Origin of the sequence: Desulfovibrio piger (assembly GCF_900116045.1) — a bacterium.
Lineage (GTDB): Bacteria > Desulfobacterota > Desulfovibrionia > Desulfovibrionales > Desulfovibrionaceae > Desulfovibrio > Desulfovibrio piger_A.
This window is the reverse complement of record NZ_LT630450.1, coordinates 2,742,245-2,767,500: the sequence shown is the minus strand read 5'-3', so window position 1 is coordinate 2,767,500 and position 25,256 is coordinate 2,742,245. Positions and strand designations below refer to the sequence as shown.

General features: G+C 66.4%; 20 protein-coding genes (1 of these 20 cut by a window edge). 7 read left to right on the top strand and 13 right to left on the bottom strand.

Going from position 1 to position 25,256, the window contains the following annotated elements:
* The 4 genes from ruvB to moaA all read right to left on the bottom strand — a co-directional run.
* On the bottom strand, nucleotides 1–360 hold the start of the coding sequence (gene ruvB / locus DESPIGER_RS12395) for a Holliday junction branch migration DNA helicase RuvB (RefSeq protein WP_231927582.1). The gene continues 717 nt to the left of window position 1, outside the view; 360 of the gene's 1,077 nt are visible here — the first part of the coding sequence; its start codon is at nucleotides 358–360; its stop codon lies beyond the left edge, outside the window.
* A 79-nt stretch (nucleotides 361–439) separates the two neighbouring features.
* Nucleotides 440–1,051: a Holliday junction branch migration protein RuvA gene (ruvA, locus tag DESPIGER_RS12390; RefSeq protein WP_072337362.1), complete on the bottom strand. Its 612-nt coding sequence runs from the start codon at nucleotides 1,049–1,051 to the stop codon at nucleotides 440–442.
* 49 nt (nucleotides 1,052–1,100) lie between these two features.
* A complete protein-coding gene (locus DESPIGER_RS12385) occupies nucleotides 1,101–1,514 on the bottom strand; it encodes an EamA family transporter (protein WP_072337360.1) in 414 nt (137 codons plus the stop codon).
* A 350-nt stretch (nucleotides 1,515–1,864) separates the two neighbouring features.
* The gene (gene moaA, locus DESPIGER_RS12380; protein ID WP_072337358.1) at nucleotides 1,865–2,872 is read right to left on the bottom strand and encodes a GTP 3',8-cyclase MoaA; all 1,008 of its coding nucleotides are present in this window, start codon (nucleotides 2,870–2,872) and stop codon (nucleotides 1,865–1,867) included.
* 57 nt (nucleotides 2,873–2,929) lie between these two features.
* On the opposite strand from moaA, the gene DESPIGER_RS12375 reads away from it, so the two are divergent.
* A complete protein-coding gene (locus DESPIGER_RS12375) occupies nucleotides 2,930–3,235 on the top strand; it encodes a DUF5334 domain-containing protein (RefSeq protein ID WP_072337356.1) in 306 nt (101 codons plus the stop codon).
* 54 nt (nucleotides 3,236–3,289) lie between these two features.
* Here the strand turns inward: DESPIGER_RS12375 and DESPIGER_RS12370 are convergent, their stop codons facing one another.
* Entirely contained in the window at nucleotides 3,290–3,853 is a 564-nt protein-coding gene (locus DESPIGER_RS12370) for a hypothetical protein (protein ID WP_072337354.1), read from the bottom strand.
* A 166-nt stretch (nucleotides 3,854–4,019) separates the two neighbouring features.
* Here DESPIGER_RS12370 and DESPIGER_RS12365 point away from each other — a divergent pair, with 166 nt between their 5' ends.
* The 3 genes from DESPIGER_RS12365 to DESPIGER_RS13440 are packed head-to-tail and all read left to right on the top strand — an operon-like array spanning nucleotide 4,020 to nucleotide 6,360.
* Complete coding sequence (locus tag DESPIGER_RS12365; RefSeq protein WP_072337352.1) at nucleotides 4,020–4,403, top strand: hypothetical protein; 384 nt, start codon at nucleotides 4,020–4,022, stop codon at nucleotides 4,401–4,403.
* A gap of 5 nt (nucleotides 4,404–4,408) precedes the next feature.
* Nucleotides 4,409–5,755, top strand: a complete 1,347-nt coding sequence (miaB, locus tag DESPIGER_RS12360; RefSeq protein WP_072337350.1) for a tRNA (N6-isopentenyl adenosine(37)-C2)-methylthiotransferase MiaB — start codon at nucleotides 4,409–4,411, stop codon at nucleotides 5,753–5,755.
* Entirely contained in the window at nucleotides 5,749–6,360 is a 612-nt protein-coding gene (locus DESPIGER_RS13440; protein ID WP_072337348.1) for a bifunctional nuclease family protein, read from the top strand. Before miaB ends, DESPIGER_RS13440 begins: the two co-directional genes overlap by 7 nt.
* A 160-nt stretch (nucleotides 6,361–6,520) precedes the next feature.
* Here DESPIGER_RS13440 and DESPIGER_RS12350 read toward each other — a convergent pair whose 3' ends face one another.
* From DESPIGER_RS12350 to DESPIGER_RS12330, 5 genes are all read right to left on the bottom strand, one after another.
* On the bottom strand, nucleotides 6,521–10,765 hold the full coding sequence (locus DESPIGER_RS12350; RefSeq protein ID WP_072337347.1) for an acyl-CoA dehydratase activase-related protein: 4,245 nt from the start codon (nucleotides 10,763–10,765) through the stop codon (nucleotides 6,521–6,523).
* A gap of 55 nt (nucleotides 10,766–10,820) precedes the next feature.
* Complete coding sequence (locus DESPIGER_RS12345; RefSeq protein WP_083575409.1) at nucleotides 10,821–11,537, bottom strand: TetR/AcrR family transcriptional regulator; 717 nt, start codon at nucleotides 11,535–11,537, stop codon at nucleotides 10,821–10,823.
* Nucleotides 11,538–11,696: 159 nt separating this feature from the next.
* Nucleotides 11,697–13,175 (bottom strand): MATE family efflux transporter, encoded by a 1,479-nt coding sequence (locus DESPIGER_RS12340; RefSeq protein ID WP_072337343.1) that lies wholly within the window; start codon nucleotides 13,173–13,175, stop codon nucleotides 11,697–11,699.
* Between the two features lie 354 nt (nucleotides 13,176–13,529).
* The gene (locus DESPIGER_RS12335) at nucleotides 13,530–14,951 is read right to left on the bottom strand and encodes an MATE family efflux transporter (RefSeq protein WP_072337341.1); all 1,422 of its coding nucleotides are present in this window, start codon (nucleotides 14,949–14,951) and stop codon (nucleotides 13,530–13,532) included.
* A 124-nt stretch (nucleotides 14,952–15,075) separates the two neighbouring features.
* On the bottom strand, nucleotides 15,076–15,906 hold the full coding sequence (locus DESPIGER_RS12330; protein WP_083575408.1) for a 1,4-dihydroxy-6-naphthoate synthase: 831 nt from the start codon (nucleotides 15,904–15,906) through the stop codon (nucleotides 15,076–15,078).
* Nucleotides 15,907–16,016: 110 nt separating this feature from the next.
* Between DESPIGER_RS12330 and mqnE the strand changes: the two genes are divergently transcribed.
* Nucleotides 16,017–17,150 (top strand): aminofutalosine synthase MqnE, encoded by a 1,134-nt coding sequence (mqnE, locus tag DESPIGER_RS12325; protein WP_072337339.1) that lies wholly within the window; start codon nucleotides 16,017–16,019, stop codon nucleotides 17,148–17,150.
* A complete protein-coding gene (gene mqnC, locus DESPIGER_RS12320; RefSeq protein WP_072337337.1) occupies nucleotides 17,147–18,274 on the top strand; it encodes a cyclic dehypoxanthinyl futalosine synthase in 1,128 nt (375 codons plus the stop codon). Before mqnE ends, mqnC begins: the two co-directional genes overlap by 4 nt.
* Before the next feature lie 603 nt (nucleotides 18,275–18,877).
* Here mqnC and DESPIGER_RS12315 read toward each other — a convergent pair.
* Both DESPIGER_RS12315 and DESPIGER_RS12310 read right to left on the bottom strand, forming a co-directional pair.
* Nucleotides 18,878–20,335, bottom strand: a complete 1,458-nt coding sequence (locus DESPIGER_RS12315) for a catalase (protein ID WP_072337335.1) — start codon at nucleotides 20,333–20,335, stop codon at nucleotides 18,878–18,880.
* Between the two features lie 236 nt (nucleotides 20,336–20,571).
* Nucleotides 20,572–21,081, bottom strand: coding sequence for a GlcG/HbpS family heme-binding protein (locus DESPIGER_RS12310; RefSeq protein WP_083575407.1), 510 nt, complete (start codon nucleotides 21,079–21,081; stop codon nucleotides 20,572–20,574).
* A gap of 188 nt (nucleotides 21,082–21,269) precedes the next feature.
* Between DESPIGER_RS12310 and DESPIGER_RS12305 the strand changes: the two genes are divergently transcribed.
* Nucleotides 21,270–22,124: a menaquinone biosynthetic enzyme MqnA/MqnD family protein gene (locus DESPIGER_RS12305; RefSeq protein ID WP_072337333.1), complete on the top strand. Its 855-nt coding sequence runs from the start codon at nucleotides 21,270–21,272 to the stop codon at nucleotides 22,122–22,124.
* A gap of 556 nt (nucleotides 22,125–22,680) precedes the next feature.
* On the opposite strand, the gene lon is transcribed toward DESPIGER_RS12305, so the two are convergent.
* The gene (gene lon, locus DESPIGER_RS12300) at nucleotides 22,681–25,122 is read right to left on the bottom strand and encodes an endopeptidase La (RefSeq protein ID WP_072337331.1); all 2,442 of its coding nucleotides are present in this window, start codon (nucleotides 25,120–25,122) and stop codon (nucleotides 22,681–22,683) included.
* Nucleotides 25,123–25,256 lie beyond the last annotated feature (134 nt).

Sequence of the window (25,256 nt, the reverse complement as noted above, 5' to 3'; positions counted from 1 at the left end):
GCCGCTGCGCTCCAGCACCGGGCCCGAGGTGCAGACCAGGTTGACGCCCAGTTCGGCGGCCATGATCTGGGCCAGGGTCGTCTTGCCCAGGCCGGGGTTGCCGTAAAAGAGCGTATGGTCCAGCGCGCCGCCGCGTTCACGGGCAGCGCCCAGATACACGCGCAGATTGGCACGCAGCTCTTCCTGGCCGATGAAGTCATCCAGGCTGCGGGGCCGCACGCTCTCTTCCAGCGCGGCGGTGCTCAGGCCGGGGTCTTCCGTACCGGCCGCGGGTACGGACGGCCGCGCTTCCGCGGGAGCGTCCCAGGCGTCATTGCCGAAAAAACGGGCCGCTGGGGAAGGAGAGGTTTTCTGTGCCATGATGTCTGCCGGTCAGAAGGATCCGCCCCCGTGCGGGCCGGAGGCCGCGCGGGGAACATACGAAAAAGAAGGCGGCGGCCTACAGACGACCGCGCGCCAGCGCCTTGAGCGCCGCCCGCAAGGCGCCGGTGACGTCAAGGTCGGGCTCCTGCAGCAGGATGTTCTTGACCACAGGAGCGCATTCGTCCTCAGAATAGCCAAGATTGGCCAAACCATCAAGCACGTCCCGGAACACGGAGCCCGGACGGCCGTTGGCCGCCAGCACCGCCGCCTGCGGCACGTCCTCCACCTTGAGCTTGTACTTGAGCTCCAGAAAGACATGCTGGGCCGTCTTCTTGCCGATGCCGCTCACCCGGGTGAGGGCATCCACATCCTCTTCCAGCACGATGCGGCGCAGGTCGTCGGGCCGGTACAGGGAAAGGATGGCCAGCGCCGTGCGCGCGCCCACCTTGGAGATGGTCAGCAGCACCTCGAAGACCTGCCGTTCCTCGAAGGTGGCAAAGCCGAACAGCTGCTGGGCATCCTCTCGCACCACCAGGCTGGTATACAGGGCCACGCTCTCCCCGCGTCCGGGCAGGGAAGCCAGGGTGTGGGCGGGCAGGTCCACCTCGTAGCCCACGCCGCCGCGCGTGACCACGATGCAGGAGGTGCCCCAGGTCTCGGCCAGCAGGCCTTCAAGATAGGCGATCATGGATGCTCCTTGATGTCATCGGGAAAAGGGGATGCGGAGACGCCGGGCCTCACAGCACCAGCAGGAGGGCCCCGGCCGTGATCAGGATGCCCCCGGCCACGGTTTTGGGATCACAGGGCTCGCCCAGGACGAGCACCCCCAGCAGCATGGCCAGAGGCACGCTGAGCTTGTCCAGCGGCGCGACCCTGGAGACGTCCCCCAGCTGCAGGGCCTTGAAGTAGCACAGCCACGACAGGCCCGTGGCCACGGCGGAAAGGAACAGGAAGAGCCAGGTATGCCCGCCGATCTGGCGCACCTCGCGCCAGGTACCGGCATACAGGCTCATGCCCCAGGTGAGGAGCAGGATGAAGCCCACCCGGATGGCCGTGGCCAGCCCGGAATCCACATCCCGGACACCCAGTTTGGAAAAAATGGCCGTCAGGGCCGCGAACACGGCCGCCAGCAAAGCATAGACCTGCCACATGGCACTGTCCTCCTCCCGTCCGCCGGGATGTCCCGGCCCTCGGGGCCTCCGGGAACAGCCGCAAAAGCCGTCATGCTGTGGCCCCTCTGTCCGGCGCCCCTGCTCTCCTTGTGGGCAGGCCGCTTCTTCCCGCCTGAGGATGTCAGCCTGCGTCCGCAAGGCCATGTCATGCCCGGACGCGCTCACGTCACGCAGCAGCCCGGCAGGGCCTGCGCCGCCTGCCCCAGGGATGGACGCCAGACACGGCAGCCCCGCAAGAGGAGGCTGCCCGTATCATTTTGTATCAATATACAGGGCAAGGCCTGCTTGCTGCCTCTGCCAGCTCACCCCGCAGGCCACCAAGCCCTGCCCTAGCCGCCGATGGAGACCATCTTGCTGCTGGCCACGGCGCCTCCCTGCCGGGCCGCCAGCAGATCCGCGCCCACGGGCTTGCTCTTGCAGGCCCGGGCGATGACCCGGGCGATATGCTCGTCCGTGATCCTGGGATGCCGCAGCAGGGGCCGCAACGGATACTCCCTGTCGGCGAACAGGCAGGTGCGCAGATGCCCGTCGCTGGTCAGGCGCAGGCGGTTGCAGGACAGGCAGAAATGGTTGGTCAGGGGCGTGATGAAGCCCATGCGCCCCTTGCCGCCTTCCAGGGCGAACATGCGGGCCGGGCCGCGCTGGCCCTCGTTGGCATCGCCCAACGGCATCAGGCGGGCGTGCCGTTCCACGGCGGCGCGGATTTCGCCGGCGGGCCAGAAATTCTCGGGGCTCCACAGGGTATCGCTGCCCATGGGCATGAACTCGATGAAGCGCACGTCCACGGGCAGGGTCATGGCCGCGTGGACGAAATCGGCCATCTGGCCGTCGTTGATGCCGCGCAGGCCCACGGCGTTGATCTTGACCCGGATGCCCGCGGCCAGCATGGCGTCCAGGGCCCGCAGCACGTCCGGCAGCATGTCGCGGCCGGTCACGCGGGCAAAGGTCTCGCGGTCGAAGCTGTCCAGCGACAGGTTCACGGCGCTGATGCGGATGCGTTGCAGCAGGGGGATGTGCTCCTCCAGCAGGGTGCCGTTGGTGGTGATGCGGATATCCAGATCGTCGAAGCGCTGCCGCAAGCGCAGGAGGAAGTCATCACAGCCCTTGCGCGCAAAGGGCTCCCCGCCGGTCAGGCGCACCTTGCCCACGCCCATGCCGCGCACGATCCGCACCAGACGGAGCATCTCCTCATAGCGCAGCACCTTCTCGTGCGGGATGCACTGGTGCCGGGCATTGCTGTGACAATACAGACAGCGCAGGTTGCAGCGGTCCGTCAGTGACAGGCGCAGGTAACGCACCGTGCGGCCGTGGTCGTCATGCAGGGCAAGGATGCTCATCGTCCCTCCGGGGGCCTCCTGTTGCCAAGAAGCAAAAATGGTTTTACACATGCAGCCATGAAGACACTCTTACGCAATCAGCGTGTCCGGCGCCTGCCGGCCGTCATCGCCCTGTGCGCCTCTCTGGCCCTGCCGCTGCCCGCTCTGGCCTGGGACGGCTTTGATGCGGATTCCGCCGACCTGGTGGAGATCATCCCCGATGCCCTGCCCAACAAGGGCGACACCGTGGACGTGCGCAACTACAGCAATGACGAGACGACCACCTGTCTGGTGGTCTCCGTCACCCGCAACAGCCGCACCGTGGAGATCGTGGTCCGCACGCCCGACGGCCAGGCCCATACCCTCGTCATGGAAGGCCGCTAGCCGTCGCTGCCGGACGCGCCGGAACCCCGGGGCCCCGGCGCGACCGGATCATGCCTATTCGCCGGCGCCCCGCTCATAGCCGGGCAGCACCACGCTGGCGGCCTCGCTCTTGCCCTGTCCCTTGGGACAGTTGGACTGCAGATGGCAGATCTCGCAGCCGCCCTTGAAGGGATAATGGGTCACCAGGGCAAAACGGCGGTTCAGGGTGGGGGCATCCTCACGATATTCCAGGCCCAGACCGGACAGGGCCTCACGCAGGGCCTCGGTGGGACGCGGCGCGGGCGCACAGCCGGCATCCTCCACCTGGGGCAGCACTTCCTGCACGGCGGACATGCACATGTACTGGGCCAGGTTGTTGTCCTGCCAGCCGTCCGAAGGGGATTTTTCCCAGGCGGCGTCCACCTGCCGCTCCACGCTTTCAGGCAGCCAGACGGCCAGATAGGAGATCTTGGCTGTCTTGATCTCGCAGACCCTGAGTTGCGGCATCCACTCTTCCCACAGCTTGCACAGCCGTTCCAGCGTCGCGCCGCCCAGGCGCGATTCCTGGCTCAGGGTCATGAAGCCTTCCATATCGAAATAGGGACGGATCTCGTGTTCCGTAACGGTAATCTCACTCACAGTCTCTCCTTGCGGGCATCAGGATGAGCCCTTCTTTACCCTGCTATTGTAACCAAGGAAAAGCGACCGTCAAGCCCGCGCATCCTTTCACATGCGCCGGGACCGCCGGGCTTTACTATTGCGGCCGTCTTCTTTACCATCCCCCATATTTTTTCAAGGAGGCTGCATGAGCAACCAACCCGAGCTTCCCAAGAAGATCCGCTACAAGTACGTCATGGACGACAGCGTGCGCATGAGCACCGCCCACGGCGTCTGGGGCGGCATCAATCCCCAGGGAGAGATCGAACTCAATTTCTATGAGGAAAGCGACTCCCTGCCCCAGTGGTCCGAATGCCTGGTGGCCCCCGACGGCTCGCTGGGCCCCGAGATGATGGACGAGGAGAACCTGGAAGTGCGCGAGGTGGTGCGCCGCATCAATACCCGCGTGCTGCTCAACTACAACACGGCCCGCGCCGTGCTGGAATGGCTGGAAGACCGCGTCGCCGCCCTGGAGATGGACGAAAGCGGCATGACCGTCTACCCCCGCAACATCACCGGCCCCGAACAGTAGAAGACATGATCGACAACAGCTTCCACATCATCACCTTCGGCTGCCAGATGAACGTGCACGACTCGCAGTGGCTGGCCCGCGCCCTGGAGGCGCGCGGCTTTTGCGAGGCGCCTCTGGAAGAGGCCCGCGTGGTGGTGGTCAATACCTGTTCCGTGCGCGAAAAGCCCGAACAGAAAGTCATGAGCACCCTGGGCCGCATCCGGCAGGTCACCGGCAACTCGCCGCGCGTGCTGGTGGCCGTCACCGGCTGCGTGGCCCAGCAGCTGGGCGAGAAACTCTTCAGCCGCCAGGTGCGTCTGGTGGCGGGCAGCGACGGCATCAGCGGCACGCCCCAGGCCATCGAACGCCTGCTGGACGAGCCCGCCCTGCGCCTTTCCCTGCTGGACTTCACCAGCCATTATGTGGAGCGCGAACCCGGCGCCGATACGCCTTCCGCGCCCGTGGGCTTCGTGAACATCATGCAGGGCTGCGACAATTTCTGCGCCTACTGCATCGTGCCCTACACCCGCGGCCGCCAGAAGTCCCGCCTGACCCCGGCCATCCTCGACGAGTGCCGGCACCTGCTGGACCGCGGCGCGCGCGAGATCACCCTGCTGGGGCAGAACGTCAACGCCTTCGGCCGTGATGCGCACGGCGACGGCGTCAGCTTTGCCGCCCTGCTGGAAAAGGTGGCCGCCCTGCCCGGCCTGAAGCGCCTGCGCTACGTGACGCCCCATCCCAAGGACATGGGCCCCGAAGACGTGGCGGCCTTCGCGGACATCCCACAGCTCTGCCCGCGCCTGCACCTGCCCCTCCAGGCCGGTTCCGACGCCGTGCTCAAGCGCATGGGCCGCAAGTACGACAGCGCCCGCTATCTGGATCTGGTGGCCGGCCTGCGTGACGCCCGCCCGGACATCGCCCTGTCCACGGACCTCATCGTGGGCTTCCCCGGCGAGACCGAGGAAGATTTCGCCGCCACGCTGGAGCTGATGCGCGCCAGCGACTTCATGTCCAGCTTCTCCTTCTGCTATTCGGACCGCCCCGGCACCCGGGCCAGCCGCTTTCTGGACAAGATCGCCCCCGACGTGCAGCAGGATCGCCTGCTGCGCCTGCAGGCCCTGCAGGAGGCGCTTTCCCAGCGCTGGCTCGACGCCCGCGTGGGCCAGGAGTGCGAAGTGCTGCTGGAAAACGCCAGCCGCCGCGAGGCCACCACTGACGACAGCCTGCAAAGCTGGCAAGGCCGCGACGCTTACGGCGCCCTGGTGCACGTGCCCCTGCCCGCCGGCGACCATACCGGCCGCCTGGTCAGCGCCCGCATCGTGGAAGCCAAGAAGCACAGCCTGGTGGCCGAAGCCACGGGACAGCCATGGTAGAGATGCACGTGGAGGGCCTGAGCCTCGACCCGCAGACACGGAAACCCATCGTCATCCTGCGGCAGAACGACGGCAAGGGCCTGCTCCCGCTCTGGATCGGCGCCATGGAGGCCATGACCATCTCGCTGGTGCTCAACGGCGAGGAACTGCCCCGCCCCCTGGCCCACGACCTGCTGCTCATGGTGGCCAGGGCCCTCAACGGCACGCTCACCGGCGTGGACATCGTGGATTACAGGGACGACATCTACTACGCCGTGCTCCTGCTGCGCGGCCCCGCAGGGCTCATCAGCGTGGACTGCCGCCCCTCGGACGGCATCGCCCTGGCCCTGCGCGCCTCGGTGCCCATCCGCGTCAAGGCCGACGTCTTTGAAAAGGCCGCCCGCGAACAGGAGCCCGGCAGCATCCATCCCGCCACCCGGCACCAGGCCGGTTCCGATGCCGCCACCGACATGGCCCGCAGCGCCGACGCCCGCAAGGAAGCCGACACCCTGGCCGCCCTGCTGGCCAAAGGCGCCGTGCCCGAAGACCTGGGCGAGGCCGCCGGGCCGGAACGGCTGCGCGAGCTGTTGCGGGCCCTGGAGCCCGTATCGCGGAACAAGATGTAGCGAGCATCTGTCCGAAAGGCCTCTGCTACAAAAGATCAGAGCTCTCGGTGCATGAGGGCATCAGCCCGCCATCCTGCACACATATGCAAAACAGCCCAAACCGTCTCGGTTTCGGGCTGTTTTTTTGGACACGTCCAGGGGATGCCTCCGCCCCCTGTCATCAGGCCTGCTGCAACTTGGCGTGGGCCATGGACATGAAGAGCTTGATGCGGTTGAGCTGGTTGGCCTCGCTGCTGCCGGGGTCATAGTCCACGGCCATGAGGTTGGCCGCGGGCCGCAGGCGCTTGAGTTCCTTCATGACGCCCTTGCCGGTGATGTGGTTGGGCAGGCAGCCGAAGGGTTGCAGGCAGAGCACGTTGGTGGCGCCGTTGTCGATGAGCTCCAGCATCTCGGCGGTCAGCAGCCAGCCCTCACCGGCCTGGTTGCCGCGCGAGATGATGCCCTTGACGCTGTGCGACAGGTGCCGGATGCGGGACACGGGCATGAAGATGCTGCCTTCCAGAGCCTTGCGCATGGAGGAGCGCAGCATCTCCACCCGCACGATGAACAGCCAGCTGCCCAGCGCGGGCAGGATGCGTCCGCCCAGCCGCTGCCAGCGGTACATGGGATCCATGAAGCAGTAGAGGAAAAAGTCCATGATGTCGGTGAGCACGGGCTCGCCGCCTTCGTCCATGATGTGCCGGGCCACATGGTTGTTGGCATCGGGGTGGTACTTGAGCAGGATCTCGCCCACGATGCCCACCTTGGGCCGCACCACGCCGTCACGCGGGATCTTGGTGAAGTCCTCCACGATGCGGCGCATGTCCTTGCGGAAGGCGCGGGTATCGCCCCTGCCCACAACCTCGCGGGCGCGCTGCGTCCAGCGTTCCAGCAGGGCGTCGGTATCGCCCTTGTGCAGCTCGTTGGCCCGGCAGGACATGGAGACGCGCTGCAGCATGTCGCCGTACAGGCAGCTCAGGATCATGCGGTGCAGCATGCTGCCCGACATCCTGAAGCCCGGCTGCTTGTTGAGGGAGCCGCTGCTCAGGGTCAGGATGGGCACCTGCGGGAAGCCCGCCTCCTGCAGGGCCTTGCGCAGCAGGGCCGGATAATTGCTGGCGCGGCAGGGGCCGCAGGTCTGGGCCAGCATCAGGGCCGTGCGCTGCGGGTCGCACCGGCCGTTGAACAGCGCGTCCAGCATCTGGCCGATGACCACGATGGCCGGATAGCAGGCATCGTTATGGACGTAGTTCAGGCCCAGCTCGATGGCCCGGCGGCTGACCACGGGCAGCACCTGCAGGCGGTAGCCCGCGCTGTTGACCGCCGCCTCCATGATGGAGAAGTGCAGCGGTGCCATCTGCGGGGCCACGATGGTGTGGGTCTCGCGCATGGCTGCGGTGAAATACGGGCTTTCCGGGCGCGGGGAACAGCGGAACTCCGGCGCCCTGCTCTCGCGGCGTTCCCGCACAGCGGCCAGCAGCGAACGGATACGGATGCGGGCCGCCCCCAGCGACGCGCCCTCGTCTATCTTGATGAGCGTATGCAGACGGCCGTGATGGGTCAGCAGTTCCGCCACCTGGTCGCTGGTCACGGCATCGAGGCCGCAGCCGAAGGACGTGAGCTGCACCAGCTCCAGCAGGGGGCGGTCGCAGACCAGGGCCGCGGCCCGGTACAGGCGGGAATGGTAGCTCCACTGGTCCACCACGCGCAAAGGATCGCGCAGCACGCCCAGATGGGCCACGCTGTCCTCGCTGAGCACGGCCGCGCCCAGCGAGGCGATGTAGTCCGGCAGGCCGTGATGCACGGCCGGGTCCGCATGGTAGGGACGGCCGCAAAGCACGATGCCCAGCCCCTTGTCACGCTCCACCTGGGCCAGGATGCGCTCGCCCTCGGCCCGCAGTTCGGCGCGGTAGGCCTCCTGCTCGGCGCGGGCGGCATGGGCCGCCTCCCACAGTTCCAGCTTGGGCAGGCCCAGCACCTCGTGCAGGCGGTCCACCAAGGTATCCAGATGTTCCAGCGAGACGAAGGGCGTATACAAATGGGCGCCCAGCTCCCGCACCTCGTCGGTGTTCAGGCGGATGACCTCGGGATAGCCGGAGACCACGGGACAGTTGTAGCCCCGCACCGAGGTATCCTGCCCTTCACGCGGCAGGCAGGGGAAGAAGATCTCCCGCACGCCCTGGCGCAGCAGGGCCGTCACATGGCCGTGAGCCAGCTTGGCGGGATAGCAGACCGTCTGGGACGGCATGGACGAAAGGCCCAGGTCGTACAGTTCCTTGCCCGATGCCGGAGAAAGCTCCACCCTGTAGCCCAGCCGGGTGAAAAAGGTGAACCAGAAGGGATAGTGCTCATAGATGTTGAGCACACGGGGGATGCCCATGCGGCCGCGGGGGGCCTGCTCCGGCTCCAGCGGCCGGTAGCGGAACAGGCGCCGGGCCTTCCAGGCGTAGATATTGGGCATGACCGGGACATCGTCCTGCGCCTGGCCCATGCCGCCGCGTTCGCAGCGGTTGCCGGACACGAAGCGGTGCCCGTTGGAGAAGCGGTGCACCTTGAGCAGGCAATGGTTGCCGCAGCCACGGCAGCGCACGGATCTGGTCGTGATCTCCAGCGAGCGCAGCCCGGCGGAACTCAGGGGCGTGCGCTCCTCCTGCCCGGCGCAGCAGCGCAGGGCCAGCAGGGCCGCGCCGTACGCGCCCATGAGCCCGGCGATGTCGGGGCGGCTGACCTCGCGTTGCAGCAGGTTTTCCATGACGCGCAACAGGGCATCGTTCATGAAGGAGCCGCCCTGCACCAGCACGCGTTCGCCCAGCTCGTCGGGCGTGCGCAGGCGCAGCACCTTGTACAGGGCATTGCGGATGACGGCATAGCAGAGCCCGGCCGCGATGTCGCCGATGGAGGCGCCTTCCTTCTGGGCCTGCTTGACCTTGGAATTCATGAACACCGTGCAGCGCGAGCCCAGATCCACGGGATGGCGGGCAAAGAGCGCGGCCTGCACGAAGTCTTCCATGCTCAGGTTCAGGCTCTGGGCAAAGGTCTCCAGAAAGGCCCCGCAGCCGGCGGAACAGGCTTCGTTGAGGGTCACGCCCGCGATGCAGCCCTGCCGGACCTTGAGGCATTTCATGTCCTGGCCGCCGATGTCGATGACATAGGTGGCGTCCGGCACCAGGCGGCAGGCCGCCTTGAGGTGGGCCACGGTCTCCACTTCGGAAATGACGGAGCCCAGGGCCGCCCGGGCGTAATCGGCGCCGTAGCCCGTGGCCGCGCTGGCCTGTATCCAGGCCCCGGCGGGCAGGCGGTCCACCAGACCGGCCGCATAGGGCAGCAGCCCGGCCAGCGGGTCGCCCTGGTTGCGCTGGTACCAGGTGTCCAGCACCGCGCCGTTGATGTCCACCAGCACGGCCTTGACCGTGGTGGAGCCCAGGTCCACGCCCAGATAGAGCGGGCCCGAGGCCTCGTCCAGCCGGCCGCGCGGCGCGGCATCCCGGCGGTGACGGTCGAGGAAGGCATGATATTCGTCTTCGGAATCGAACAGGGGCGGCAGGCTGGCGCTGATCTCGCCCTCGAAGGTGCGGGTGCGGGCCCGTTCGGCCAGTTCGGCCACGCTCACGGGCGCGGAAGCCACGGGCCGCCCCATGCCGGGGATGTCCACCAGGCTCAGGGCCGTACCGCGCGCCACCACATACTGGGCATCGGGCACGTCCACCACGTCTTCGGGGGCCATGTGCAGGGTCTCCACGAAACGGGCCTTGAGCTGGGGCAGGAAGTGCAGGGGCCCGCCCAGAAAGGCGACCTTGCCGCGGATGGGATGGCCGCAGGCCAGGCCGCCGATGGTCTGTTCCACCACGGCTTGGAAGATGGAGGCCGCCAGATCCTCGCGGGGCGCGCCCTCGTTGAGCAGGGGCACCACGTCGGTCTTGGCGAAGACGCCGCAGCGGGACGCGATGGGATAGATGGTGGTGTGGCGCGCGGCCAGGGCATCGAGACCGGCCGCATCGGTATCCAGCAGACTGGCCATCTGGTCGATGAAGGCCCCGGTACCGCCGGCACAGGCCTCGTTCATGCGCAGATTGTCCGAACCGTCAGAAAAATAAAGGATCTTGGCGTCCTCGCCGCCCAGCTCCACGGCCACGTCGGTCTGCGGTGCCAGGACGGCGATGGCCCGCGACGTGGCCAGCACCTCCTGCACGAAGGGCAGCTCCAGGGCCTGCGCCAGCCGCAGGGCCGCGGAACCCGTCATGGCCGGGCGCACCACCAGACCGGGCCGCCGTTCGGCCAGGTCTTCCAGCAGGGTGCGCAAGGTCGCGCGCACCGCCGCGCCATGACGTTCATAACGGGCTTCCAGCAGCGTGCCCCGCGCATCCACCAGAGCCAGCTTGACCGTGGTGGAGCCTGCGTCGAGCCCGAGATACAAAGCTTCTTCCATTACCTGATTCCCCCGCTTCAGCCGGATAGATCTCGTATGTCGTATGTCGTCGGATTCAGTCCCGGGCGGCATCTGCTGCCGGCCGGGCGCGCCACTTGGCCGCGGCGTCGTCCAGCCCGGCGAAGATGAAGTCCTTGATCATCTGGTCAAGGGCCGCGTTCCTTTCCGCCAGGTTCGGGAAAAGACTGTTGGCAAAGCCCGGATCAAGCATGATGAGCATCATGCAGGTCCCCATGGTGCTGGCGATGCAGCAGTCCAGCTGGGACGCCTCCTGCGGGATGCCGGTGATCTCGCTCAACAGGCCGCGCAGCAGCCGCGCCTTGGGATGGACCTTTTCCTGCAGGAAAGGATCCAGAAAGCCCGCCGGCGAAAAAAATTCCCGTGCCAGCACCCGCACATGCCAGCTGCGCGGCCCGTGCAGATGGGCCAGCAGCTCGTCCAGCGTGCGCGACAGTTTCTCGCGCGCCGTCCCCTCCGCCAGCATCTGGCGCAGGTGCTCCAGGGTGAACAGGCGGTCATGGGCCTCGGCCAGCACGGCCGCGTACAGGCCCTCACGACTGCCAAAATGATAGTTGACCGCCGCCATGTTCACATGCGCCCTTTCACAGACCTGTTTGCTGGTCATGTTGGCATAGCCGCACTCGGCCGCCAGCTGTCCCGCCGCTTCCAGTATCCGGGACCGGGTCAGATCCCCGTCACCACGCTTGCCGCGCTCGTGCCCCCCGTGGGAAAGACTGCCCATCGCCGCCTCATAGTGCTGAAGTTCTACCATCAAAATCAAGAATACTTCCTGCCATGCCCGGGAAACATTAACGAATTAAAATTCAAATTTCAATTATTTTTCTTGTGCCCGTCCCGGCACGCCCCGGGCCGCAGCGGCCCCCCAAAAACAGCGGCCCCGGGCATCCGCACCGTCCGCGCCTGCCCCGCATCAGCGCTGGATACGCCGCCGTACCGCTCCGGCATCCAGACCGTGCAGATGATGCACGCGTGCCAGATAACACAGGGCGCCGAAGCCCAGGGCCGCGATATAGGCTATCCAGAAGCCCGCGGCACCCAGGGCCGGGACCACCAGATCCGTGCGGGCCAGCGTGAAGCCCAGGGGCAGGCCGATGACCCAGTAAGAGGCGAAGCAGACCAGGGAGATGGTCCTTGTATCATTGTAGGCACGCAGGATGCCGATGCTGATGGTCTGCAGGGCGTCCACCAGCTGATAGCAGGAGCCGAGCAGCAGCAGGCCCGTGGCCAGGGCGGTCACGGCGGGGTCATCGTTGTAGATGTGCACGATCTGCTCGCGGAACAGGGCCGTGCAGGCGGCGATGACCAGCGACGAGGCGGCCCCCATGCACAGGGCCGTGCGGGCCGAAAGGCGCGCCCGCCCCAGCCGCCCGGCCCCCACGCTCTGCCCCACCCGGATGGCCGCCGTGATGTTCAGCGACAGGGGCAGCATGAAGACCAGCCCGGCAAAGTTCATGGCGATCTGGTGCCCGGCCACCACCACCTTGCCCAGCGGCGCCAGCAGCAGGGCCGTGACCGCGAACAGCGAGACCTCGAAGAACACGGCCAGCGCGCCGGGCAGGCCGATGCGCAGGATGCGCCAGATCAGCGGGACGTCGAAGCGGCAGGGCACCGGTTCCGGGGTGTAGGGGGCGGCCAGGGGGCTGGCATCGTCCCGGGCGCGGGCCTCACAGCCGCAGGACCGGGCCGTGCGCGGCAGCAGCAGGGGCAGGAACAGGGGATGCAGGTCCCGGTACTGGGCATCCCGGCGCACATAATAGATCATGCAGACGGCCATGAACCAGTAACACAGGGCCGTGGCCACGCCGCAGCCCACGGCCCCCAGCCGGGGCAGGCCCAGCTTGCCGTAGATGAGCACATAGTTGCAGGGCACGTTGAGCGCCAGGCCCAGGATGCCGATGATCATGGCCGGGCGCGTGCGGGCATAGCCTTCCAGGAAGCTGCGCACGTTGACGAACAGCATGAAGCCCGGCAGGCCCCAGAGCATGGCGCGCAGGTAGCCGCCGCCCAGGCGGGAGAGCTCCTCGTCCAGCCCGAAGGACTGCAAATGCCAGGAGATGACGTAAAAGACGGTCATCAGGATGGCGCTGATGCCCAGGGTGAGCCAGATGCCCTGCCGCAGCAGGTGCGGGGTGCGCGGGCGCTGTCCGCCGCCCACCAGATGGGCACTCATGGCCGGCAGGGAAAGCAGGCAGCCGATGCCCAGCAGGGAAAGGGGGTTCCAGATGGAACCGGCCACGGCCACGGCGGCCATGTCCGCCGTGCTGGCCTGACCGGTCATGGCCGTGTCCACGAAGTTCATGCCCATCTGGGACATCTGGGCCACAAATACAGGGAGGCCCAGAGCCACAAAGCGCCGGGCCTCGGACAACGAAAAGAACGGGTTCTGCATGGTCTCCCATCCGCAGCCGGAACGATCCGGTGACAAGACAAGCCCTCATGCCGGGCCGGAGGCAGGCGGGGCAGCCTGCCGGCACAGCCGTGGCAGGGTACGGTCCGCGCTCCTCCTATACCTGCTCCCCCCCTGAATGACAAGCCCGCGCCCTATCGGGGAAAGACGTTCCCGGACAAGCGGCGGGGCCCCTCCGCCGACTGTCCGCAACGCCCCTGCCCTGCAGGGACAAAACGTCATCCGTCACGGCAGGCATGTCCGTGAAGATGGGGCCTTCAGCCACGCAAAAAGGGAGGCCCTGCCATGCCTCCCCTTCCCCGCGCGCATCCGGCAAAGGCCGCCCGGGGCCTCCGGTCAGCGGCGGATGCGCTGCCGCACGGCCGCCGCATCCAGACGGTGCAGACGGCCCGTGCGCAAACGGTACAGGACGAAGCTCACCCACAGGGCCAGGCCGTAGCCCGTCCAGAAGCCGGGGGCGCCCAGGGCGGGCACCAGCCAGTCCGTACGGGCCAGGGCCCAGCCCGTGCCCAGCCCCACGATCCAGTAGGAGAACAGGCAGACGCCCAGGATGTAGCGGGTATCGTTGTAGGCGCGCAGCACACCGATGCTCACCGTCTGCAACGATTCCGGTATCTGGTTGACGGCGGCGAAGGCCAGCAGGAGCACGGCCAGCTCCAGCACGGCGGGGTCCGCGTTGTAGATCCGGGCGATCTGCGGCCGCAGGCACAGGGTGGCCGTCATGGTCAGCAGGGCCAGGCCCAGCCCCAGGCACAGGGCCGTGCGGGCCGAAAGGCGGGCCCGTTCCAGACGGCCGGCCCCCAGGTTCTGCCCCACCCGGATGGCCACGGTGATGTTCAGCGACAGGGGCAGCATGTAGACGATGCTGGAAAAGTTCATGGCGATCTGGTGCCCGGCCACCACCACCTTGCCCAACGGCGCCAGCAGCAGGGCCGTGACCGCGAACAGCGAAGCCTCGAAGCAGGCGGCCAGCGCGCCGGGCAGGCCGATGCGGAAGATGCGCCGGACCAGCGGCCAGTCAACCCGCCGGGCACCGCCGCCCTCCCCGGCCGCACGCGGCAGCAGCAGGGGCAGGAACAGCGGCCCCAGCCTGCGGCAGCGCGCCTCGCGCCGGGCATACAGGGCCAGGGTCAGGCCCATGAACCAGTAGCACAGGGCCGTGGCCACACCGCAGCCCACGGCCCCCAGCCGGGGCAGGCCCAGCTTGCCGTAGATGAGCACATAATTGCAGGGCACGTTGAGCGCCAGCCCCAGCAGGCCCACCAGCATGGCCGGACGCGTGCGGGCATAGCCTTCCAGGAAGCCGCGCACATTGACGAACAGCATCATGCCCGGCAGGCCGAAGAGCATGGCCCGCAGATACCCGGCCGCCAGCGGCGCCAGCTCGGCATCCAGGCCGAACAGCTCCAGATGGAGGGAAAGGAAGGCGAACACGCCCATCAGCACCAGCGAGAGCAGGCCCGAGAGCCAGAGGCCCTGCCGCAGCAGATGCGGGGTGCGCCGCTGCTCGCCGCCGCCCACCAGATGGGCCATCATGGCGGGCAGGGACAGAAGACAGCCCATGCCCAGCAGGGAAACAGGCACCCAGATGGAGCCCGAGACGGCCACGGCGGCCATGTCCGCCGTACTGGCCCGGCCGGTCATGGCCGTGTCCACGAAGTTCATGCCCATCTGGGCGATCTGCGTCACCAGTACGGGCAGGCCCAGCGCCAGGAAGCGGCGGGCCTCACTGAGGGAAAAGAATCTGTTCCTGGTCATCATGTTCCGCGGAAAAGGCAACAACAGGGCCGCCCCCTGCGGGGCGGCCCTGAAAAGGCCCCGGCGGCATGCCGCACGAGGCCCGGACAGGTACAGCAAGGCATGGGGCCTGACGCGGCCTGCCCTACAGGAAGAGCCCCGCCTCGGGCAGGCGCAGGCCCTGCATCCTGGCCGCGGTCTCCACCAGACGGGCGATGGCCTGACGGCCCGTATCGCCCAGATCACGGCTGTATTCGGTGACGAAGGTCCTGATGTGGGCCGAGGTCACGCTCTCGGCCAGCTCCTGCGCGTGTTCGCGGATGAAGTCCGCCGAGGCGCGCGGGTTGGCATTGGCATAATCCACGCTGGCTGTGATGGCCGCCTCGATGGCGCGGGCCAGCTCCACGGGCACGTCGCGCCGCACGGCGATGGCGCCCAGCGGCAGGGGCGCATGATAGGTGGCCTCCCACCACTGCCCCAGGTCCAGCAGCTTCACCAGGCCGCGCTCGGCATAGGTGAAACGGCCCTCGTGGATGATGACGCCCATGTCCGCCTCACCGTCCAGCACCGCGTCCATGACATCGCTGAAGAGCATCTCCTCACGCGGGCCCTGGAAGCCGCCGTGCAGGGTCAGCAGCAGGTTGGCCGTGGTCATGAGGCCCGGCACGGCCACGCGGGCCGTTTTCCATTTTTCCTCGGGCAGGTCTTCGCGGGCCACCACCAGCGGGCCGCAGCCCCAGCCCAGGGCGGCGCCCGAGGCCATGATGGCGTAATCGTCCATGATGTAGGGCACCACGCCCAGCGAGAGCTTGGTCACCGGCAGTTTCTTCTGCCGGGCAAGGGCATTGAGTTCCTCCACATCGGCCATGTGCGGCGTGAAATGCGCCGGGGACGGCACCAGCCGGTGCAGCAGCGCATGGAAAATGTAGGTATCATTGGGACAGGGCGAAAGGCCCAGCGTCATGTTCTCCGCCACGGGACACCTCTCTTTGTTTGATCCGGCACAACAGTTTGACAGGCAGCGAGGCTGGAACATATATTGCGCTGTTCCGGCCTTCGGCCAATCATCATCTGAGGATACCCATTATGCTGGATGCTTCCTATTACGCAAGCCTCGGGCTTGCCGACGTTCTGGACAAGGTCCTTGCCGGCCAGCGCCTGAGCGCCGAAGACGGCATGGCGCTTTTCGCCTGCCCCGACATCACCGCCGTGGGCGCCCTGGCCCACCATGCGCGTTGCCGCATGCACGGGGACAAGACCTCGTATGTGGTCAACCGCCAAATAAATTATACCAATGTCTGCGTCAACGGCTGCGTGTTCTGCGCCTTCCGCCGCGACAGCGAAGAAGACCAGGGGGCTTTCTGCCTGAGTACCGAAGAAGTGCTGGAGCGCCTGCGCGCCGCTGATGCCACGCCCCTGCATCTGGACGAGCTGCACATCGTGGGCGGCTGCCATCCCACCCGTCCTTTCCAGTGGTTCCTGGACACCCTGCGTGCCGCGCGCGAACTCAATCCCGGCCTGCTCATCAAGGCCTTCACCCCGGTGGAGATCGCCCACTTCGCCAGGATGGAAGGCTGTTCCACCCTCGAAGTGCTGCAGCGCCTCAAGGACGCCGGTCTGGTCATGATGCCCGGCGGCGGCGCCGAGATCTTCGACGAAGACCTGCGCGCCCGTATCTGCCCCCACAAGGCCGGTTCCGCCGAGTGGCTGCGCATCTCCGGCGAGGCCCACAGCCTGGGCATCAAGACCAACTGCACCATGCTCTACGGCCATCTGGAGACCTGTGCCATGCGCGTGGACCATCTCTGCCGCCTGCGCGAACAGCAGGACAAAAGCGGCGGGTTCACCTGCTTCATCCCCCTGCCCTTCCTGACCGAGAACAGCAGGCTCAAGCTGCCTGAGGAAAAGCTCGGCCCCGTGCGCGGTCTCGACCAGCTGCGCACCGTGGCCGTCTCGCGCCTGATGCTGGACAACATCCCCCACATCAAGGCCTACTGGATCATGATGGGCACCAAGCTGGCCCAGACGGCCCTCTGGTACGGCGCCGACGACCTGGACGGCACCGTGGTGGAAGAGCACATCGGCCATATGGCCGGTGCCGGTTCCGCCCAGGGCCTGACCCTCAAGGAGCTGGAATTCATGATCCGTGAAGCGGGCTTCACGCCCGTGCGGCGCAACGCCATCTTCCATACCGTCCCGACCGAGGAGGCCCGCGCATGAGCGACCAGCAGTTCCGTCCGGCGCACAGCGCCTTTGATGAAAGCCCCGAAGTGAAGGAGGCCGCGGCCCTTTCCCTGGCCGGGAAGCGCCTGGACCGCGCCGCCGCCGAAGCCCTGTATTACGGCGCCTCCCTGCACACGCTGGCCCGGCTGGCCCACGCCATGCGCCTGCGCCTGCATCCCGAGCCCATCGTCACCTATGTGGGCGACCGCAACATCAACTATTCCAACGTCTGCGTCTGCGCCTGCCGCTTCTGCGCCTTCTTCCGCGCGCCCGAATCCGGCGAAGGCTACGTCATCACCCGCGAGGAGATGGCCCGGAAGATCGACGAGACCCTGCGCCTGGGCGGCACCCAGATCCTGCTGCAGGGCGGGCACCATCCCGACCTGCCCCTGGAATGGTACGAAGACCTGCTGCGCTGGATGCGTGCCACCTGGCCCGGCCTGCACATCCATGCCTTCTCCCCGCCGGAGATCTTCTTCTGGTCGCAGAAGTTCGGCCTGAGCGTGGACGAGGTCATCTCCCGCCTCAGGGCCGCCGGTCTGGACTCCATCCCCGGCGGCGGCGCCGAGATCCTCCAGAACGAGGTCCGCGCCCGGGTCTCGCCCAACAAGTGCAGCGCCGACCAGTGGCTCTACGTCATGGAACGCGCCCACAAACAGGGCATGCGCACCACCGCCACCATGATGTTCGGCCATGAGGAAGAGCCCCGCCACCGTCTGGACCACCTCTTCGCCGTGCGCGAGGTGCAGGACAGGACCCACGGCTTCACGGCCTTCATCCCCTGGACCTTCCAGCCTGCCCATACCCGCATCAACGTGACGGCCTCCCTGCCCGCACCCGCCTATCTGCGCCTGCTGGCCGTGTCGCGCCTGGTGCTGGACAATATCGCCAACATCCAGTCCTCCTGGGTGACCATGGGCCCCGAAGTGGCCCAGCTGGCCCTTTTCTACGGTGCCAACGACTTCGGCTCGCTCATGATCGAGGAGAACGTGGTGGCCGCCGCCGGCGTGTCCTACCACCTGACCCGTCACGAGATCCACAAGATCATCCGTGCCGCCGGCTTCACCCCCGTGCAGCGCACCATGAACTACACCCCCGTGGACCCGCAGCCCGAAGACTAGCTGACCATAAAGGGACGAGACGAGGAGGCGGCCCCCCTTTTGTGAACAAAAGGTGCGGCCTCCCCCTCGCGCTCCCCCTCCACGCCAAAAAACTTTGCCCGGGCCTGTCTCATGCAGCAGGCCCGGGCATCGTGTCCGGCATGGGAAACGGGAAAAAACGCGGCCTATCCTGCCGGTCCACCGGCGCGACGGGCGCAGGCATATCCCGCAGGTGCCGGGAGATCCCCGCAGACGGAAAAAGACAGAAAAGCGGACATGACCCTGATGGTCATGTCCGCTTTTTTGATGGCAGCATCGCGTCAGCGGAAGGTCCGCCGCGTACGGCGGGTCTTCCACGCCTGCAACGACGCGACGCTGCCGGGGGCACGGGGAAGGGATCCTTCCGGGCCGTCTGCAAGGACATGCGCCGCTTTCAGCGGAAGACATCCTTGCATGGGCCTGTTTCTGGAAAAGGAGGACAGGGAGGGCCATCGGCCCGCCGGGAGCCACCGGATACCGGCCCTCAGGCCGCACCCGTCACGACGAAGAGGAGGGGCCGTCGCTGCACGGGAGACCCCGGGCACCGGCAGCGGGGCAACGCCCCCCCTGTCCCGCAATCTTTTTTCAGATCTCGCTTTCCGGGATGCCGCAGGCCCGGGCCACGCCCGCACCGTAGGCGGGATCGGCCTTGGCGCAATGGCGGATATGGCGCAGCTTGATCTCGCGGGGCGCATCGCCCAGGGCACGGGCCGTATTGCCGAACAGCTCTTCCTGCTGTTCCGGCGTCATCACGCGGAACAGCTTGCCGGGCTGCTCGAAGTAGTCGGCGTCATCGCAGGGATAGTCCCAGCGGGCCGCGTCGCCGCTGATCTTCAGGGGCGGTTCGCTGAAATCGGGCTGTTCCTGCCAGGCGCCCGTGCTGTTGGGCTCGTAGCTGGTATGGCCGCCGTAGTTGCCGTCCACCCGCATGGCGCCGTCCCGGTGGAAGCTGTGATAGGGACAGCGGGGACGGTTCACCGGGATCATGGTGTGGTTGACCCCCAGGCGGTAGCGCTGGGCATCCCCGTAGGAGAACAGACGGCCCTGCAGCATCTTGTCGGGCGAGACGCCGATGCCGGGCACCAGGTTGGCGGGATTGAAGGCCGCCTGCTCCACCTCGGCGAAGTAGTTCTCGGGATTGCGGTTCAGTTCCAGCACGCCCACTTCCATGAGGGGATAGTCCTTGTGGTACCAGACCTTGGTCAGGTCGAAGGGATGATAGGGCAGCTTTTCGGCGTCTTCCTCGGGCATGATCTGGAAGTACAGGGTCCAGCGGGGGAAGTCGCCCTTTTCGATATGCTCGTACAGATCGCGCTGGTGGCTGTCCCGGTCACGGCCGATGAGCTCCTGCGCCTCGGCATCGGTGAGGTTCCTGATGCCCTGCTGGGTCCTGAAATGGAACTTGACCCAGAAGCGCCTGTTCTCCGCATTGATGAGGCTGTAGGTGTGGCTGCCGAAACCGTGCATGTGCCGGTACGAGGCCGGGATGCCGCGATCGCTCATGACCACGGTGATCTGGTGCAGGGCCTCGGGCAGCAGGGTCCAGAAGTCCCAGTTGTCCGTGGCGCTGTGCATGTTGGTGCGCGGGTTGCGCTTGACCACATGGTTCAGGTCGGGGAACTTGAGCGGATCACGCAGGAAAAAGACCGGCGTGTTGTTGCCCACCATGTCCCAGTTGCCCTGGTCCGTGTAGAATTTGACGGCAAAACCGCGGATGTCGCGCTCCGCGTCCGCCGCGCCGCGTTCACCGGCCACGGTGGAAAAGCGGACGAAGACCTCGGTCTGCTTGCCGACCTCGGCAAAAAGCGAGGCCCTGGTATACGGGGTGACATCATGCGTCACCGTGAACGTCCCGTAAGCGCCGGAGCCCTTGGCATGCATGCGCCGCTCCGGGATGACCTCACGGTCGAAATGGGCCAGTTTTTCCTGGAACCAGACATCCTGCATCAGCATGGGCCCGCGCGGACCGGCAGTCAGGGCATGATTGTTGTCGGCTACCGGCGCACCGGCACTGGTGGTCAGGCGGTCGTTTTTGTCAGTCATGTGCTTTCTCCCTGGTTTGCGCACCGGGGTGGTGCAGTGACAGCCTCCCCCCAGGAGGTATCGCCAGACAAGAAATGCCATGACCGGCAATTTTTGTAAATAGTAATTATTACTATTTAGATATTTTTTGTCTTCCCTGGCGGGCGCACACCCCGCCTGCCCGCCGGGCCCCGCCCCATCCGCGCGGACGGCACAGGACAGTTGCCTGCCTCCCCGCCCGGCCGGCGCTCGCGGGCTCAGTGCTGCAGCACCAGCAGGCCGATACGGGCCAGACGGCTGTCCTCGCTGCCGTGGGCGCCGCCGACGCCGATACCGCCCACCACCACATCCTCAAGGATGATGGGGATGCCGCCTTCCATGAGGGAAAAATTGGGGTCGAGGTAACGGATGTCCGCCGGGATGGAGCCGTCCCGCACACCACGGGCGAGGATGGCCGTCTCGCGCTTCTGGGAGGCCGCCGTGTAGGCCTTTTTGTAACTGGCGCTGATGGTGTGCACACCGGCCTCATGGTCACGCAGCACCGCCAGTATCTGCCCGGAACGGTCCACCACGGTCACGGTGACGGCCTTTCCGCTTTCCCGGGCCTCGTGCATGACCACCTCGACCATGCTCTGGGCCTGTTCCCCTGTCAGGACAGGCTCGCGCACGACAGTGCCCGCATTCTCGGTCTCCAGTGCGGCGGCCATGACCGGGGCCCCTCCCAGCAGCGCCCCTGCCAGCAATACAAGAAAAAAACATCTGAACATGACTCACCTGCTTTTTCCCATCATATACAGGAAGGCGGAAGGACGTCAAAACGCCGCTCCCGCCCTTTCCTTTTTGTCGTGGGCCTGTTATGCAGCATCCGGGGATGCGCCCGCACGGCCGCCTCCCCGCCCCGCTGCCCCCGGACAGCCCACCCAGAAACGGCCGCGCCGCGGCCAGGAGGAACGCCATGTCCAGTGAACCCGGTCTGCCCGCTGATACCCTGCGTATGGGCCGTATCGGCTACCTCAATGTCCTGCCCATCTATCATCCTCTGGAAGCGGGCATCATCCCCCACGATTTCGAGATCATCTCCGGGCCGCCCGCCGTCCTCAACAACATGATGGCCCGGGGCGAGCTGCACATCTCCTCCAATTCCTGTTTCGAATATGCCATGCGCCCCGAGCGCTACCATCTGGTGGAGGATCTTTCCATCGGCTCCCACGGCAATGTGATGAGCGTGCTGCTCATGTCCCGCCGCCCCGTGGAGCGGCTGGACGGCCAGACCATCCTCATCAGCGGCGAGACCCATACCTCCGTGGCCCTGCTGCGCCTGCTCATGAAGGACCACTACCACTGCGACGTGCGCTACGTCACCGGCGCCGTCACGCCCACCCTGGGCACGGAAAGGGCCCCCGAGGCCTTCCTGGCCATCGGGGACGAGGCCCTGCGCCTGCGCAACCATCCCGACTATCCCTACCGCCTCGACCTGGCCGATGCCTGGGTGGAATGGACCGGCCTGCCCTTCATCTTCGGCGTCTGGGTGGTCAGCCACGACGCCGTGCAGAAAAAGCTCTTCCACAGCGATCCCGGCGCGCTCATGCGCCAGGGCCGGGACTGGGGCCTTTCCCACATGGATGTCATCCTCGACCTCACCGGCCACGGCTGCCCCCTGTCGCGCGAGGAACTGACCGTCTATTACAACGAAGGCCTGACCTTCAGCCTGGGCGAACGCGAACTGCAGGGCCTCACCCTCTTCTACCGCAAGCTGGCCGATGCCCGCATGATCCCCGGTGTGCCCCCCCTGCGCTTCTTCCATATGTAAGCAGTTTTTTTGGGGGAAGGAGGGACCTTGCCCTGCTGTCGATGCCCGTAGCTCCCGTCGTCGCAACGGGCACGGCCTGCGGCCGCCTTCGGTCGCCGGCTCGCGCGCAAAGGTCCCTCCTTCCCCCAAACCCCCATCCTCCTCCCAACGCGCTTTATGCAGGAGGATGGACTCCCCGGTATAACGCCGGACAGTCCCCACTGCCGGTCCCCCGGCAAAACGGCCCCACTAAACACGGCTCTCTGGCAAAGAAAGCTGTCGCCCATGACATAAAACGCGAAAGGCAGTTTGCCCTCCGCTTTTTTGTTATGGTCATCCGTTCAAGGGCACACTGCACACGCAAGGCACGCCATACGCACCAAGAACAAGAAGAGGAAGGCAAAATGCCTTCCTCTTCTTGTCTTTCCGGTCCACGGGCCGTTGCCGCAGGTCCCCGCCGTCCAGCGACGGGGACCTGCGGCCCCACCTGAAAAAAGTTTTTTGGAAGGGGGTGCGGGGGAGAACCTTTTGTGCACAAAAGGTTTCCCCCGCTCAAATCCCCTCCCCTTGCCATCATCTATTGCGGCGCAGGGGCGCTGCTGCCCTTGTCGCCCCTGCCGGCGCGCAGGCTGAGATAGAGCGGCTGGGCCGTGGCGCGACCGGAAAAGATCTCTTCCGCGGAAGCGGCCAGGGCATGGGGCAGGACCTCGTCCACATGGTCCACGAAGACGATCTCCAGATCCTCCAGCACCTCGGCGGGCACTTCCTTGAGGTCCTTTTCGTTGTCATGCGGCATAAGGACCTTTTTGATGCCGCTGCGGCGGGCAGCCAGGAGCTTTTCCCGCAGGCCGCCGATGGGCAGCACGCGGCCGCGCAGGGATATCTCGCCGGTCATGGCCACATCGTTGCGCACCGGGATGCCCAGCAGGGCCGAGGTGATGGACGTGGCCAGGGTGATGCCGGCCGAGGGGCCGTCCTTGGGCGTGGCGCCGTCGGGCACATGCACATGGATGTCCACCTTGCGGTGGAAGCGCGGATCGAGGCCCAGGATCTCGGCGCGGGAACGCACATAGGTCAGGGCCGCACGGGCGGACTCGGTCATCACGTCGCCCAGCTGGCCGGTGATGACCACCTGCCCGGAACCGGACATGAGGCTGGTCTCCACCATCAGGATCTCGCCGCCGCGCTGGTTGTAGGCCAGACCGGCGCAGACGCCCACCTGGGACTCGCTCTCGCGTTCCTCGTGGCGGTACTTCTTGACGCCGAGGAAGGAGGCCAGGTTCTGGCGGGAGATGCTCACGCACTTGTCCAGATCGTCGTCCTCCACCAGCCGTATGGCGGTCTTGCGGCACAGGGCGGCGATCTCGCGCTCCAGATTGCGCACGCCCGCTTCGCGGGTGTAGGAACGGATGATCTCCAGGATGGCGCCGTCGGACAGCGCGATGTTCTCCGGCTTCAGGCCGTGTTCCTTCACCTGGCGCGGCAGCAGGAAGTTGCGGGCGATCTGGCGCTTTTCCGTCTCCAGATAGCTGTTGAGCTCGATGATCTCCATGCGGTCCAGCAGCGGGGCCGGGATGGTGTCCAGCGAGTTGGCCGTGGTGATGAAGAACACCCTGGAGAGGTCGTACTCCAGATCCAGATAGTGGTCCATGAAGGTGCTGTTCTGTTCCGGGTCCAGCACTTCCAGCAGGGCCGAGGCCGGGTCGCCCCGGAAGTCCGAGGTCATCTTGTCGATCTCGTCCAGACAGAACAGGGGGTTGCTGCTCCTGACCCGCTTCAGGGACTGGATGATCTTGCCGGGCAGGGCGCCCACATAGGTACGGCGATGGCCGCGGATCTCGGCCTCGTCACGCACGCCGCCCAGGGAAAGGCGCACATATTCGCGCCCCGTGGCCCGGGCCACGCTTTTGGCCAGCGAGGTCTTGCCCACGCCTGGCGGGCCCACGAAGCAGAGGATGGGACCGCGCAGGCCGTGGGAAAGTTTCTGCACGGCCAGGTATTCCAGGATGCGGTCCTTGGGCTTTTCCAGACCGAAGTGGTCGCCCTCGAGGATGGCGCGGGCCTTTTCGATGTCGATGTCGATCTCTTTGAGGTCGTTCCAGGGCAGGTCCAGCAGCCAGTCCACATAGTTGCGCACCACGGTGTATTCCGCGGCCGAGGGCGGCATGCTGCGCAGCTTGCGCAGCTCGGACTGGCAGCGGGCGCGGGCCTCCTGCGGCATGTTGCGGCCTTCGAGCTTTTTTTCCAGCTCGTCCACTTCGGCCTGGGGATCGTCCTCGCGGCCCATCTCCTTGTTGATGGCCTTGAGCTGCTCGCTGAGGTAGTATTCGCGCTGGTTGCGCTCCATCTGCACCTTGACGCGGTTCTTGATGCGCTTTTCCACCGAGGCCAGGGCCACTTCGCCCTGCAAAAGCTCGTACACGCGTTCCAGGCGCTCGGTGACGTCGGCGATCTCCAGTACTTCCTGCTTCTTGCGGTAATCCACCTTGAGGTGGGGCACCACGGCGTCGGCCAGCGGCCCGGCATCACGCAGGGCCATGATGGACATGAGCGCTTCCTGGGTCAGCTTCTTGTTGTTCTTGGCGTACTCTTCCAGCGCTTCCTGCACGGTGCGCACCAGGGCCTCGCGCTCTTCGGGGCGGCTCTCGCTTTCCGGCACCGTGCAGAGCATGGCCATCAGGCAGTTGTCCTGTTCGCGCAGTTCCGTCCAGCGGGCACGGTGCAGGCCTTCGAACAGCACCTTGATGGTGCCGTCGGGCAGGCGCAGCATCTGCAGGACCTTGCAGACGACTCCCACGGGGCTCAGATCATCGGCGCCGGGCTTCTCCACATCGGGCTCGCGCTGGGCCACCAGGAACATCTGCTTGTTGTAACCGGACTGGGCCAGCTCGATGGCCTTGATGGACGCCTCGCGCCCCACGAAAAGCGGCATGATGGTACGCGGCAGCATGACCACTTCGCGCAGGGGCATGACCGGCAGCTCGGCAAAAAAGCGCGCTTCGCGCTGGAATTCGGACATAGTGTACCTCGTAAAAGGGCCGCGCGGGCGGCCCGCTCAGCCGTCGGGACGGCCGGGCCGGATGGCCCCTGTATATCGTTGAAAGGGGAAGGATCCCCTTTGCCTGCGGCAAAGGCGGATGCTTCCCCCCTTTC